The 12,979-nt window shown below is 67.5% G+C and carries 12 protein-coding genes; 9 read left to right on the top strand and 3 right to left on the bottom strand.

The genetic code is table 11. From position 1 onward, the window contains the following. Positions 1 to 89 precede the first annotated feature (89 nt). Complete coding sequence (locus tag AC1RRW_RS19120) at positions 90 to 1,733, bottom strand: caspase family protein (protein WP_492902828.1); 1,644 nt, start codon at positions 1,731 to 1,733, stop codon at positions 90 to 92. A 420-nt stretch (positions 1,734 to 2,153) separates the two neighbouring features. On the opposite strand from AC1RRW_RS19120, the gene AC1RRW_RS19115 reads away from it, so the two are divergent. The 5 genes from AC1RRW_RS19115 to AC1RRW_RS19095 all read left to right on the top strand — a co-directional run bounded on the left by AC1RRW_RS19115 (position 2,154) and on the right by AC1RRW_RS19095 (position 7,016). After that, entirely contained in the window at positions 2,154 to 2,918 is a 765-nt protein-coding gene (locus tag AC1RRW_RS19115) for an ABC transporter ATP-binding protein (protein ID WP_492902826.1), read from the top strand. Then, positions 2,908 to 3,654 carry an ABC transporter ATP-binding protein gene (locus AC1RRW_RS19110; protein ID WP_492902824.1) on the top strand — a complete coding sequence of 249 codons (747 nt, stop codon included), beginning with the start codon at positions 2,908 to 2,910 and terminating at the stop codon, positions 3,652 to 3,654. Before AC1RRW_RS19115 ends, AC1RRW_RS19110 begins: the two co-directional genes overlap by 11 nt. Before the next feature lie 80 nt (positions 3,655 to 3,734). Then, complete coding sequence (locus AC1RRW_RS19105; RefSeq protein ID WP_492902822.1) at positions 3,735 to 4,940, top strand: ABC transporter substrate-binding protein; 1,206 nt, start codon at positions 3,735 to 3,737, stop codon at positions 4,938 to 4,940. Between the two features lie 161 nt (positions 4,941 to 5,101). Then, a complete protein-coding gene (locus AC1RRW_RS19100; protein ID WP_492902820.1) occupies positions 5,102 to 5,989 on the top strand; it encodes a branched-chain amino acid ABC transporter permease in 888 nt (295 codons plus the stop codon). Between the two features lie 34 nt (positions 5,990 to 6,023). Next, positions 6,024 to 7,016 carry a branched-chain amino acid ABC transporter permease gene (locus tag AC1RRW_RS19095; RefSeq protein WP_492902818.1) on the top strand — a complete coding sequence of 331 codons (993 nt, stop codon included), beginning with the start codon at positions 6,024 to 6,026 and terminating at the stop codon, positions 7,014 to 7,016. A 39-nt stretch (positions 7,017 to 7,055) separates the two neighbouring features. On the opposite strand, the gene AC1RRW_RS19090 is transcribed toward AC1RRW_RS19095, so the two are convergent. Both AC1RRW_RS19090 and AC1RRW_RS19085 read right to left on the bottom strand, forming a co-directional pair. Then, a complete protein-coding gene (locus AC1RRW_RS19090; RefSeq protein ID WP_492902817.1) occupies positions 7,056 to 8,063 on the bottom strand; it encodes a Vgb family protein in 1,008 nt (335 codons plus the stop codon). 102 nt (positions 8,064 to 8,165) lie between these two features. Continuing rightward, on the bottom strand, positions 8,166 to 8,696 hold the full coding sequence (locus AC1RRW_RS19085; protein ID WP_492902815.1) for an isochorismatase family protein: 531 nt from the start codon (positions 8,694 to 8,696) through the stop codon (positions 8,166 to 8,168). A gap of 478 nt (positions 8,697 to 9,174) precedes the next feature. Here AC1RRW_RS19085 and AC1RRW_RS19080 point away from each other — a divergent pair, with 478 nt between their 5' ends. The 4 genes from AC1RRW_RS19080 to AC1RRW_RS19065 all read left to right on the top strand — a co-directional run bounded on the left by AC1RRW_RS19080 (position 9,175) and on the right by AC1RRW_RS19065 (position 12,800). Continuing rightward, on the top strand, positions 9,175 to 9,585 hold the full coding sequence (locus AC1RRW_RS19080) for a VOC family protein (protein WP_492902814.1): 411 nt from the start codon (positions 9,175 to 9,177) through the stop codon (positions 9,583 to 9,585). Between the two features lie 236 nt (positions 9,586 to 9,821). Further along, the gene (locus tag AC1RRW_RS19075) at positions 9,822 to 10,493 is read left to right on the top strand and encodes a helix-turn-helix domain-containing protein (protein ID WP_492902812.1); all 672 of its coding nucleotides are present in this window, start codon (positions 9,822 to 9,824) and stop codon (positions 10,491 to 10,493) included. A 144-nt stretch (positions 10,494 to 10,637) separates the two neighbouring features. Then, on the top strand, positions 10,638 to 12,128 hold the full coding sequence (locus AC1RRW_RS19070; protein ID WP_492902811.1) for an MDR family MFS transporter: 1,491 nt from the start codon (positions 10,638 to 10,640) through the stop codon (positions 12,126 to 12,128). Positions 12,129 to 12,236: 108 nt separating this feature from the next. Continuing rightward, positions 12,237 to 12,800, top strand: a complete 564-nt coding sequence (locus tag AC1RRW_RS19065; protein WP_492902809.1) for a DUF1269 domain-containing protein — start codon at positions 12,237 to 12,239, stop codon at positions 12,798 to 12,800. Positions 12,801 to 12,979: the final 179 nt, after the last annotated feature.

The raw sequence follows: 12,979 nt of genomic DNA, 5'->3' as shown, positions 1-12,979 counted from the left end.
CAAGCCGGTCACGCGCCTGTGCACGAGATCTACGCGGCGCGCCTGCGCGACCTGGCCGCCGTCTTCTCGGCGGCGCTGGCCCGATAGTCCTATCTGGGCCGGATGCCGGTGATCCCGCCGAAGATCGCGCCGCCGATGATCTGGCCCACCGCGGCCGCTCCCGCCCCGCCATCGTCGGGCAGCGAGCGGTCCCGGACCCGGCCGCGATAGACCGGCTGCGCGCCATATTCATAGGCGCCGACGCGTTCGATGGGGCGCTCCCGGACGACGCGACGGGTGGCCGCCGGCTCGACCGCCTCGCGCCGCCGGCGCTCCGGCCTCGCCTTCGGCGGCGGCTCTTCCGCCGCGAGCAGGCGGCGATAGGCCGGCTCGCTCTGGACGTTCAGGGCGGTTGCCTGCATGGCGGTGAAGTAGCCGGTCGCCGGGATGCCGCGCGAGGCCTGCCATTCGCGCACCGCCTTGCGCTGGCTGGCGCCGAAACTGGCCGAGAGCGGTCCCGGCTTGAAGCCGCTGGCGCGCAGCCGCGTCTGCAGCTCGCGGCGGGCCTTGGCGTTTAGCTTCATCGCCGCCTCGGTCTGCGCCGAACCGACCTCGGCCTTCAGCGCCTCGTCCGGCAGGACCGCGGCGCGCACCGCCGCCGCGCCGACGCCGACAGCGGCCGCCGCGACGGCGGCGACCGCGACGGGGGCGGCCGGCGAATCCTGCAACTTAGCCAGACGGTTGCGGGCGAAAGCCGCGAACTGCCCGTCAGGAAAGACCTCGAGATAGCTTCTGAAATCGGCGATCGAGTTGCCGCGCTCCGCCGCCTCCCACATCTTGACGTCGAGTTGGGCGCGGTCGAGCCCGGCCGGGGCGGCCGGCACGGCCGGGGGCGGAACGTTGATCGCGGGATCGACCGCCGATATCCTGATCGAGGGGCTCGTCACCGAGGGGTTCATCCTAAACTCGCCGATGATCGAGGAGTTCGTCCATGGCTTCTGCTTGCGGCCGGTGGATTCCCAGACGTCGGCGCGGACGCGGTCCATCACGGTCGTGATCGAGATATCCGGCGTCTCGATATGCCTCAGCAGGGCGGCCGTGAAGGGACTGTTGCCATCTCGATCTCCGTCGAGGGCGGTCGCGCGCGGATCGGTCGCGAAGGCGATCAGGATTCCCGACGCCGACTGCGTATCGATCGGGCTCAGGCCACGCGACACGGCGCGCGAACGGGCCGCAAGCTGGGCGGCGAAGGGATTGTCGCGACAGGCGTCGAGAATCAGAATGTTGACCCGCTCGTCGCGCTGCATCTGGCGCATCACCAGGCTCACGCTGATGGTCCGGAAGTCGAGGTCCGCCTCGCTTTTCAGGGTCGCGTCGGTCGGGAAGAGGTAGTTCTCCTCACCGACGGCGATACCATGCCCGGCATAGTAGAAAAGACCCGCCGCCGATCCGTCGAGCTTCTGGGAGAAGTCGCTGATGGTGCGTCGCATGTCGTCCATCGGAAGATCGTAGCCTTCGATGACCTCGAAGCCGAGCCGCTTCAGCGCGGCGGCCACGCCCCTGGCGTCGCGGACCGGATTGGCCAGCGGGGGCACGCTGGTGTAGGCGCCGTTGCCGATGACGAGCGCGACGCGGCGCTCTTCCGGCGCGGCGGCGGCCGGGCCGGCCCAGCTCAGGACGCAGACCAGCGCGGCGGCGACGAACGCCAGGCGACCACGCATCGGCGACAGACAAAGCGGGAATGCCAGTTTCACGACGACCACCCTCCGGGCTTTCCCTCGAGACCGCGGCCCGGTCGGCCGGACATCGTCTTGCCCGGAGCCGCGGACAGGCTATGCGCAGACCTTTTGTCCATTAAACGGAGAGGCTCTCCTAGAGTAAAGCGGAATATCGCGGCCGCGCCCGGCTCCGGAAGCCGCGCCGCGCCCCGGCATGCGGGAATCCGCACACCCGTATCAGCTCCGCCGCGACAAGAAATCGGCGATTCCGCTGTTTTTTGAAGCATCTCGCGCCGAGAGCCGCGCGAGAATGCCGGATTGGGTCCGATGCGCCGCTCCGTCTCGCGGCATTGCCTCCGCCACGCCGTTGACACCCGCGCAAGGGGCGGTGCAGCATCGCGTCCAAGAGGGAACTAAAACAAAAGAAGAATGCGATGACGGCTTGCGGCTTTCGCCATGGCTGACGATACGATTTTGTCGACGTCCGGCCTGACCAAGGATTTCGGCGGCTTCACCGCCGTCAACGGCGTCGACCTCAAGGTCAGGCGCGGCTCGATCCATGCCCTGATCGGTCCCAACGGCGCCGGCAAGACGACCTGCTTCAACCTGCTGACCAAGTTCCTCGCGCCCAGCAAGGGCGCGATCATCTACAACGGCCGCGACATCACCGGCGAGAAGCCGGCCGAGATCGCAAGGCTCGGGCTGGTGCGCTCCTTCCAGATCTCGGCGGTGTTCCCGCAGCTCTCGGTCAAGACCAATGTCCGCATCGCGCTGCAGCGCAAACGGGGCGACTCGTTCGATTTCTGGCGCTCCGAGGCGGCGCTGAAGCCGCTCGACGAGCAGGCGCTGCGGCTGGTCGACGCGGTCGGGCTCTCGGCCTTCGCCGACCTGCCGGCGGTGGAACTGTCCTATGGCCGCAAGCGCGCGCTGGAGATCGCGACGACGCTCGCGCTCGATCCCGAGATGATGCTGCTCGACGAGCCGATGGCCGGCATGGGCCGCGAGGATGTCGAGCGCATCGAGGCGCTGATCCGCAAGGTCGCGGTCAACCGCACCATCCTGATGGTCGAGCACAACCTCTCGGTCGTCGCCTCGCTGTCGGACACCATCACCGTGCTGGCGCGCGGGCAGGTGCTGGCAGAGGGCGACTACGCCGCCGTCTCCAAGGATCCGCGCGTGATCGAGGCCTATATCGGTTCCGGAGTCGGCCATGCTCACTGAGGCGACCCTGCCGAAGCCGGCAAAAGCGGCCGGCGCAGCCCCGCTGCTCAGCGTGCGCGGGCTCGAGGCCTGGTATGGCGAGAGCCATGTGTTGCATGGCATCGATCTCGACGTCGCGCCGGGCGAGGTGGTGACGCTGCTCGGCCGCAACGGCGCCGGCAAGACCACGACGCTGAAATCGATCATGGGCGTGATGGCCAAGCGCAAGGGCTCGGTCGTCTTCGAAGGCAAGGAGACGATCGCGCAGCCCTCGCGGGCGATCGCGAAACTCGGCATCGGCTATGTGCCGGAAGAGCGCGGCATCTACGCCTCGCTCAGCGTCGAGGAGAACCTGCTGCTGCCGCCGCAGGTCAGGCCCGGCGGATTGTCGCTCGACCAGATCTTCGCGCTCTTCCCCAACATCAAGGAGCGTCTGAGGAGCCAGGGCACCAAACTGTCGGGCGGCGAGCAGCAGATGCTGGCGATCGGCCGCATCCTGCGCACCGGCGCGCATCTCCTGCTGCTCGACGAACCGACCGAGGGGCTCGCTCCCGTGATCATCGACCAGATCGGCGCGACGATCCGGAAGCTGAAGCAGGAGGGCTACACGATCATGCTGGTCGAGCAGAACTTCCGTTTCGCCGCGACGGTCGCCGACCGGCATTACGTCGTCGAGCAGGGCAAGGTGATCGACATGATCCCGAACGCCGAACTCGACGCCAACATCGACAAACTCCACGGCTATCTCGGGGTCTGACCGCGGACGCGCCGGCCCATGACCGCCTTCGCCAACAAGAAACCATGTCGAAACCGACGCCATTCCCAGGGAGAGACACCATGAAGCTCAAAACCTTGTTCGCCACGACCGCCTTCGCGGCGCTGATCTGCGCGCCGGCGCTGGCCCAGCAGATCTCGGTCAAGATCGGCGTGATGAACGACCGCTCGGGCCTCTATGCCGACCTGACCGGCGAGGGTTCGGTCGTGGCCGCCCGCATGGCGGTCGAGGACTTCAAGGCGGCCGACAAGGGCATCAAGGTCGAGATCGTCTCGGCCGACCACCAGAACAAGCCCGATGTCGGCTCCAACATCGCCCGGCAATGGTACGACACCGACAATGTCGACGTGATCGCCGACGTGCCGACCTCCTCGGTCGCGCTCGCCGTGCACCAGATCACCAAGGACAAGAACAAGATCCACCTCAACTCGGGCGCGGCGTCGTCCGACATCACCGGCAAGGCCTGCACGGCCAACACCGTCCACTGGACCTACGACACCTATGCGCTCGCCAACGGCACCGGCGGCGCGATGGTCAAGGCCGGCGGCGACTCCTGGTACTTCCTCACCGCCGACTACGCCTTCGGCCATGCGCTCGAGCGCGACACCGCCGCGGTCGTGACCAAGAACGGCGGCAAGGTGCTCGGCGCGGTGCGCACGCCATTCCCCGGCACCGACTTCTCCTCCTTCCTGCTGCAGGCGCAGGCCTCGAAGGCCAAGGTGATCGGGCTGGCGAACGCCGGCGGCGACACCGTCAACTCGATCAAGCAGGCGGGCGAGTTCGGCATCACCCAGGGCGGGCAGAAGCTCGCGGGCCTGCTCGTCTTCATCTCCGACGTGAACGCGCTCGGCCTGCAGACGGCGCAGGGGCTGGTGCTGACCGAAAGCTTCTACTGGGACCGCGACGACGGCACCCGCGCCTGGTCGCAGCGTTTCGCCAAGGCCCATAACGGCAACATGCCGACCATGGTGCAGGCCGGCGTCTACGCCTCGGTGCTTCACTATCTGAAGGCGGTCGAGGCGGCGAAGTCCAAGGATTCCGCCGTGGTGATGGCCAAGATGAAGGAGATGCCGACCGACGACCCGCTGTTCGGCAAGGGCACGATCCGCGCCGACGGCCGCAAGATGCACGACATGTATCTCTACGAGGTCAAGAAGCCGTCCGAATCCAAGGGCAAGTGGGACTATTACAAGCAGATCGCCGTGATCCCGGCCGAGCAGGCCTTCCGCCCGCTCTCCGAGAGCGACTGCCCGCTGGTGAAGAAGTGACGGCCTCGCTTTAGCGAGCCGTCATCCCGGACAGGCGGCGAAGCCGCGCCGATCCGGGATCCATCATAGGGCAGGAGAACGCTCTGGGATGGGTCCCGGGTCAAGCCCGGGATGACGGAGACGGTTTGCGCACTGAAACAAAAGAACGATCTGAGCCGCGCATGTTCGAGCTTCTCGGAATTCCGCCCCAGGCGCTGTTCGGCCAGGTCCTGCTCGGCCTGATCAACGGCTCGTTCTACGCCATCCTCAGCCTGGGCCTGGCCGTGATCTTCGGGCTGCTCAACATCATCAACTTCACCCATGGCGCGCAATACATGATGGGCGCCTTCGTCGCCTGGATGTGCCTGAACTATCTCGGAATCAACTACTGGGCGGCGCTGCTGCTGGCGCCGCTCGCCGTCGGCGTGACCGGGATCGCGATCGAGCGCTTGCTGCTGAAGCGCATCGCGCATGTCGACCATCTCTACGGCCTGCTCCTGACCTTCGGCCTGGCGCTGATCATCCAGGGCCTGTTCCGCAACCAGTACGGCTCGTCCGGTCTCGCCTACCAGATTCCGGCGGAGTTGCGCGGCGGCCAGAATCTCGGCTTCATGTTCCTGCCCTATTATCGCGGCTGGGTCGTCCTCGCCTCGCTCGTGGTCTGCCTCGCGACCTGGTTCCTGATCGAGAAGACGAAGCTCGGCGCCTATCTGCGGGCCGCGACCGAGAACCCGACCCTGACCCAGGCCTTCGGCATCAACGTGCCGCTGCTGGTGACGCTGACCTACGGCTTCGGCGTCGCGCTCGCGGCCTTCGCCGGCGTGCTCGCCGCGCCGATCTACTCGGTCAACCCGAACATGGGCGCGGACCTGATCATCGTCGTCTTCGCCGTCGTCGTGATCGGCGGCATGGGCTCGATCCTGGGCGCGATCGTCACCGGCTTCTCGCTCGGCCTGATCGAGGGCCTGACCAAGGTGTTCTATCCGGAAGCCTCGGCGACCGTGATCTTCATCATCATGGTGCTGGTGCTGCTGGTGAAGCCGGCCGGCCTGTTCGGGCGGACCGCGTGATGGCGGCGCGCTTCAGCGAGACGAGGACCTGACCATGGCCAACATCACCCTCGACGACGCCCCCGCCGGCGGCCTCGCCCTGGTCGAGACCAGCCGGAGCGCCGAGCGGCTGCACCGGGCGGTCTTCATCGGGCTCGGCGTGCTGCTTCTGGTCGCGCCCTTCGTCGTCTATCCCGTCTTCGTCATGAAGGTGCTGTGCTTCGCGCTGTTCGCGCTCGCCTTCAACCTGCTGCTCGGCTATGGCGGCCTGCTCTCCTTCGGCCACGCCGCCTATTTCGGCATGGCGGCCTATGTCTCGGCCTATGCCGCCAAGACCTGGGGCTTTCCGCCCGAATTCGCGATCCTGTCGGGGATGCTGGTGGCGGGCCTGCTCGGCCTGGTCTTCGGGGCGCTCGCCATCCGCCGGCAGGGCATCTACTTCGCCATGATCACGCTGGCGCTGGCGCAGATGGTGTTCTTCTTCTCGCTGCAGACGCCGAAGTTCACCGGCGGCGAGGACGGCATCCAGGCGGTGCCGCGCGGCCGGCTGTTCGGCCTGCTCGACCTCGCCGACGACCGGACCCTGTACTGGCTCGTGGCGGCGATCTTCATGGCAGGGCTCCTGCTGATCTACCGGATCATCCACTCGCCCTTCGGCCAGGTCTGCAAGGCGATCCGCGACAACGAGCCCCGCGCGATCTCGCTCGGCTACCGCGCCAGCCGGTACAAGCTCGCCGTCTTCGTGCTCTCGGCCGCGCTGGCGGGGCTGGCCGGCGCGACCAAGGCGATCGTCTTCCAGCTCGCCTCGCTGACCGACGTGCACTGGTCGATGTCGGGCGAGGTCGTGCTGATGACGCTGGTCGGAGGGCTCGGCACCGTGTTCGGGCCGATCGTCGGCGCGCTCGTCATCGTCTCGATGCAGAACTACCTCGCCGGCCTGGGCTCCTGGGTGCTGGCGATACAGGGCGTGATCTTCGTGGTCTGCGTGCTGCTCTTCCGCGAGGGCATCGTCGGGCTGATCGCCAAGAAGATCGGCCGGCCGCTCTAGGCGACCGGCGGGTCAGCGACAGCCCGCCGCGACCAAGACTCACGCCGGCTTCACCGTCTGGATGCGGACGAGCCGGTCGTTGCCGCTCTCGCCGCCCCAGGCCTCGCCGGAGCGGCCGTCCATCTGGCGGACATTGGCTCCGGCCTTGTCGCTCGGGAACGAGCTGAAGGCTTCCGTCGCCGGATCGAAATGGACGATGGCGTTGGCCGTGAAATCGGTCAGCCAGACCTTGTCGGCGTCGTCGACATAGACCGAATAGGTGCGCGGCTTCTCGCCCGGCAGCTTCCAGGTCTTCCAGCTCTGGCTCGGCGTGTCATAGGCCGAGACGTTGCCCGAGTTCCATTCGCTGACCCAGATCCGGTTCTTCGAATCCGACCAGACCCGGCGCGCGCCCTGGCCTTGCGTCGGCGGCTCGACCACCGTGACCTTGGCGGTTCCGGTATCGATCCGGGCGATGTGGTTGCCGGCGAGCGAGGCATACCAGACCTCGCCGGACGGCGTCAGGGTGATGCCATAGGCGCCGCGGCCGCGCGGGGCGTCCCAGATCTCCATCTTCTCGGTCTTCGGATCGAAGCGGCCGATGATGCCGTCCTGGCCGGTGAACCAGAGGATGCCGGCCTTGTCGAAGACGCCGGTGTTGAGATTGGCCCTGGCGCGATCGTCCGGCAGCCTGAACAGCGCGACCTTGCGGGTCTTGTCGTCGACGCGGGCGATCGCGTTCTGGCCGCCCTCGGTGACCCAGGCCGCGCCGTCTGGCCCACGGATGACACCATGGGGCGCCGCGCCCTGGCCGAGATCGATCACCTCTATCTGGCCCGAGCGCGGATCGAAGCGGCCGAGCGTGCCGTTGCGCTGGCCGCAGACCCAGATCGTGCCGTCGCCGGCATCGGCGACGTCGCGCGAGCCCCTGATGCCGGGCACGTCGAAATAGGTGACGGTGAACTTGACGCCGCCGGGCGCCGGGGCTTCGGTGGCGCCGGCGCGGCCGATCAGGGCCGGCGCGCCGAAGGCGGCGAGCCCGAGCTGGAGAAAGGAACGGCGCAGCATGGGGCTTCTCCCTCGTGGTCGTATCGACTTCGCGCGCGACAACGCGGCTGACCTAGCGGTAAACCGACAAGATGGTGAAACCGGGACAGGCGATCATGCGACTCAGCGGATCAGCCTCGAGACATCGCGGAACCGCGGATGGCCTGCGCCGCGCAGCCATTCGAACACCACCATCTCGGTGGTGACGATCTCGGCGCCGTGACGCTCCATCCGGCGGATCGCGACCTCCTTCGATTCGGGCGTGCGCGAGCCGGTCGCATCCTGCACCACGAAGACGCGGCGACGATGCTCCAGCAGGGTGAGCACGGTCTGGGCGACGCAGACATGGGCCTCGCAGCCGCAGACGACGAGATCGTCATCGCCACCGAGCGCTTCGAGAAAGGCCGGCTCGGCGCAGGAATCGAAGCTCGTCTTGGCGACGACCGGACCGGCGCCGGCAAGCTCCGGCGCCGAGCCGCCGAGCTTGGCCGGGCTTTGCTCCGTCATCAGCACGGGCCGCTCCAGAATGCGCGCGGCGTCCGTCAGGCGGCGGGCATTGGCGATGACGCGCTCGCCGTCATGGATCGCGGCCATGAGCCGATCCTGGATGTCGATCACCACCAGGCGGGCATTCGTCGCGCTGATCAGCACCATGATCTCGTATCTCCAGCCCGCTCGGGATGTCAGCCTTCGCCTTGACTCGGCAACCCATCAGTTTCTCGACCAGGCCCCGAATCTCCGGCCCTGTTCGACCCATAGGCGCGACGGAATCCGGCCCGATCCGCCGCCGATGAAGACCGTCCGGTTTTCCGACAAGGCCCGGAGAAGCGGACGGTGTCCCCGGCTAAACCGGCTCCGCGCCCTGGCGCTCGCCGCCGCGGACCCGGCTCAGGGTGATGCGGCCGGGCTTCTCCGGAGACGTCGCCTGGACCGCACAGCGCCAGCCGTGCCCGCATGCACCCCTCATCTTCCCCGGCCTCAAGCTACCAGCGCGATGCGAAATGGAAAGGACGTTCAACGCGATGGCCGAAGATCGATCCTCGCATCCTTGCCAAAATCCGGCCGCAGCTCCACGTCAGAACGGCGCTGCCCCACAGCCAGGAAACAAGACCACCAGCCCAGGAACCTGGCCATGCCTCAGATGATCTTCGTCAACCTGCCCGTGAAGGATCTCGACAGGTCGGTCGCCTTCTTCACGGCGCTCGGCTTCTCCTTCAATCCCCGGTTCACCGACGAGACGGCGACCTGCATGGTGATCAGCGAGACGATCTTCGCGATGCTGCTGACGCATGAGAAATTCGCGAGCTTCTCGCCGAAGCCGATCGCGGATACGTCGCGGAGCATCGAGGTGCTGACCTGCCTTTCCCGGGAGAGCCGGGCCGATGTCGACGCCATGGTCAAGGCCGCGCTCGCGGCGGGCGGCACGACCTACAAGGAGCCGCAGGATGACGGCTTCATGTATGGCCACGGCTTCCAGGATCTCGACGGCCATGTCTGGGAGCTGATGTGGATGGATCCGAACGCCGTGCCGCCTCGGGCCTGACGCGGCGGGCGCGACAGGCAAGAGGCCCGCCATGCGGCGACCGGGATTGCGCTGCACCCCGGTTTCGGGACAAAGATGAACGGCCCGTCCACAATCGATGTTTCCCGAGGCGAAACGCTTGAAACCGCTGCGCAACGCGCGTCATCCGCCTCTGTCGAGCCCGAGCCTGCGCATCCTGGCCTGTTTTCCACCGGCCATCCGGCCTGCGTCTCCGGTCCTGCCGATCCGGGGGCCACATGTCTGAGGCCGTCATCGCGGTCCTGAGGACATTCGAGCTCTTCGCCGACGCCAGGGAGGCGACGCTTCAGGCGCTCGTGCCGCATTGCGTGTTCCGGTCCTATTCGGCCGGGATCGAGATCAACCGGCAGGGTCAACAGCCGCGCTTCATACATTGCGTCCGGCGCGGCGCCGTCGAGGGCTGGAGCCGGATCAACGCCTCGGAGACGATCCTGCTCGCCGTCGACGCGCCGGTGGTGTTCGAGGTTTCCACCGCGATCCAGGGCCTGCCCTCGGTCGTCTCGCTGATCACGCGCGAGCCGACGGATTCGCTCGCGATCGAGACGCCCGCCTTCCTGCATGCGGTGCGCGAGGACGCCGCCGTCTGCTATGCCGCGCTGGTGCATTCCTCGCGCAGCAACATGCTCCTGGCCGACCGCCTGCTCGACCAGAAGCTGCGCAGCGCCGAGCAAAGACTCGGTCAGTGGATCCTGCTCCAGCTCTCGCGCGGCGAGGACCAGAGCGTCGTCCGCATGACCTATTCCAAGCGCGCCCTGGCGCTCGAGCTCGGCATGACGCCGGCGAACCTGTCGCGGCTGTTCAACGTGCTGCGCGAGCATGGCGTCGACGTCGACGGCAGGACGATGACGATCACCGATATCGACAGGCTGCGGACGCTGGCGCAGGGCTGAGAAGCGCCAGCCCCGTCAGTTGCCGCGCGCGGCGGGGCTGGGCGCAAGCGGCGCATGGCGCATGTTCCGCCACGCCCCTACCGCATGGCTCCTCCCCGCCCTAGACTCCGGTCATTCCCAAAACGCACGCAGGCACCGGAATTCATGGACAAGCGGGTCGAGGCGGCCGCCGATCGCGGCCCAATGAGCCATGAGGATATCCGCTCGATCATCATCGGCATCATGCTGGCGATGTTCCTGGCGGCGCTCGACCAGACCATCGTCGCGACCGCCATGCCGACAATCGGGCGCGAACTCGACGACGTCGCCAATCTGCCCTGGGTGATCACCGCCTATCTGCTGGCCTCGACCGCGGTGACGCCGCTCTATGGCAAGCTCGCCGACATCCACGGCCGGCGGGTGACGCTGCTCTCGGGCATCGTCGTCTTCATCCTCGGCTCGGTCGCCTGCGCGATCGCGCCGTCGCTGTGGCTGCTGGTCGTGGCGCGCTTCGTGCAGGGGCTCGGCGGCGGCGGGCTGATCGCGCTGGCGCAGACGATCATCGCGGACATGGTGCCGCCGAAGGAGCGCGGCCGCTATCAGGTCTACATCGCGAGCGTCTTCTTCATCTCCTCGGTGCTCGGGCCGGTGCTCGGCGGCGTCATCGCCGATGCGCTGCACTGGTCCGTGATCTTCTGGATCAACCTGCCGCTCGGGCTCGCCGCCTACTGGATGACGAGTTCGGCGCTGAAGCGGCTGCCGCGTCACGAGCGACCGCACAAGCTCGACGTGCTCGGGGCATTCCTGATGACCAGCGCGACGATGACCTTGCTGCTCGCTTTGTCCTGGGGCGGGACGCGCTACCTGTGGGGCTCGGCTCCGATCCTGGCGCTCGTCGCCCTCTCCCTCGTGCTCTGGATCGCCTTCGCATGGCGGCTGCGGTCGGCCGACGAGCCGCTGATCCCGCTTGCGATCCTGGCCAACCCGGTCGTGCGCGACGGCATCGTCGCGGCCGGATTCGGCATGGGCGCCTTCATCGGATTGACGATCTACCTGCCGCTCTATTTCGAGACGGTGGCGGGCCTGTCGGCGACCTATTCGGGGCTCGGCCTGCTGCCTCTGACCTGCGGCACGGTGATCGGCGCGACGCTGTCGGGCCAGGCGCTGACGCGAGCGACGCATTACAAGCGCATGCCGATCGCGGGCCTGAGCATCGCGCTCGCAGGCATGGCGGCGCTGGCCATCTTCGCCGGTCGGATGCCGCTCGTGCCGTTCGGGCTGCTGCTGGCGCTGGTCTCGTTCGGGCTCGGCACCATGCTGCCGGTCGCGACCGTCTCGATCCAGAACGCCGTCCGGCCCCACCAGATGGGCACCGCGACGGCGATGGCGAACTTCTTCCGCCAGATCGGCGGGGCGCTGATCGTGGCGGTTTTCGGCGCGATCGTGCTCGGCGGCGTCGGCGGGCAGGGCGCGGGCCTCTCGCCCGAAGCGCTGAAGCTGGGCGCGGTCGACCGCGAGACGATGGTGCGGCTGTTCCGGTACGTCTTTGCGGCGACGGCCTTCGGCTTCGCCATGGCGCTGGTCTTCATGATCCGGATGAAGGAGCTGCCGCTTCGCAGCAATGCCGAGGCGGCGAAGGCGGCCGGGGACGAATAAGCCTTTCACGGCGAGGCGCCGGAACCGGCGAAGCTCGTCCCGCGTTCGCCACGAGCCCGTCACATCAGCGCGACAGGCTGGAAGCCACATCCGCGACAGGAGCGCCCCATGTCCGATCTCGTCGTCATCGTCTATCCGAGCGAGGCCCGCGCCGAGGAGATGCGCCAGAAGGTCATCTCGCTGCAGAAGGAATACCTGATCGAGATCGGCGACGCCGCCATCGCGGTCATGCAGGAGGGCGGCAAGGTCAAGCTCAATCAGCTCCTCAACACCACCGCGCTGGGGGCGGTCTCCGGCTCGTTCTGGGGCCTGCTGATCGGCGCGATCTTCCTGATGCCGGTTTTTGGCGCGGCGCTCGGCGCAGCGTCCGGCGCGCTCGGCGGGGCGCTGACCGACTACGGCGTCAATGACGGCTTCATGAAGGAGCTCTCGGCGAGTTTGCAGCCGGGCAACGCCGCGCTCTTCGTGCTGATCAACAAGATGACCGCCGACAAGGTGCTCGACGCGCTCAAGGGCGCCGGCGGCGTGGTGCTGAAGACCTCGCTCGACCACAGCCAGGAGCAGAAATTGCGCGACGCGCTCGCGGCGAGCGGCGCAGCGCCGCCGCCGGCCGCCGACGCGCCGCCCGCGCCCTATCCGCAGGGAACCGGCGCGCCGACGCCGGTCGGCTAGCGCAGCGATTCGCCGGTGATGGTCCCGCGTCTTGACCGCATCCGCAACCCATGATTGCATTCCCTTCGGTCAGGGAGGTGATCATGGGTTTTGCAGACATGCTAGAGCATGCTGATTTTTAGCGGAATCGGGGATTCGCAAATCGGCTTGATCGTGATTCAAGATGCCTGCCGGGAGAA

The organism is Allobosea sp. GW821-FHT12C12, assembly GCF_058807355.1.
Note: the sequence above shows the minus strand (reverse complement) of the source record. Positions and strands in the feature narration are given on the sequence as shown.

Bases quoted from the DNA above. Each gene is read 5' to 3' on its own strand.
- AC1RRW_RS19115 (WP_492902826.1), top strand. From the start codon at position 2,154: ATGGCTGACGATACGATTTTGTCGACGTCCGGCCTGACCAAGGATTTC.
- AC1RRW_RS19110 (WP_492902824.1), top strand. From the start codon at position 2,908: ATGCTCACTGAGGCGACCCTGCCGAAGCCGGCAAAAGCGGCCGGCGCA.
- AC1RRW_RS19105 (WP_492902822.1), top strand. From the start codon at position 3,735: ATGAAGCTCAAAACCTTGTTCGCCACGACCGCCTTCGCGGCGCTGATC.
- AC1RRW_RS19100 (WP_492902820.1), top strand. From the start codon at position 5,102: ATGTTCGAGCTTCTCGGAATTCCGCCCCAGGCGCTGTTCGGCCAGGTC.
- AC1RRW_RS19095 (WP_492902818.1), top strand. From the start codon at position 6,024: ATGGCCAACATCACCCTCGACGACGCCCCCGCCGGCGGCCTCGCCCTG.
- AC1RRW_RS19090 (WP_492902817.1), bottom strand. From the start codon at position 8,063: ATGCTGCGCCGTTCCTTTCTCCAGCTCGGGCTCGCCGCCTTCGGCGCG.
- AC1RRW_RS19085 (WP_492902815.1), bottom strand. From the start codon at position 8,696: ATGGTGCTGATCAGCGCGACGAATGCCCGCCTGGTGGTGATCGACATC.
- AC1RRW_RS19080 (WP_492902814.1), top strand. From the start codon at position 9,175: ATGCCTCAGATGATCTTCGTCAACCTGCCCGTGAAGGATCTCGACAGG.
- AC1RRW_RS19075 (WP_492902812.1), top strand. From the start codon at position 9,822: ATGTCTGAGGCCGTCATCGCGGTCCTGAGGACATTCGAGCTCTTCGCC.
- AC1RRW_RS19070 (WP_492902811.1), top strand. From the start codon at position 10,638: ATGGACAAGCGGGTCGAGGCGGCCGCCGATCGCGGCCCAATGAGCCAT.
- AC1RRW_RS19065 (WP_492902809.1), top strand. From the start codon at position 12,237: ATGTCCGATCTCGTCGTCATCGTCTATCCGAGCGAGGCCCGCGCCGAG.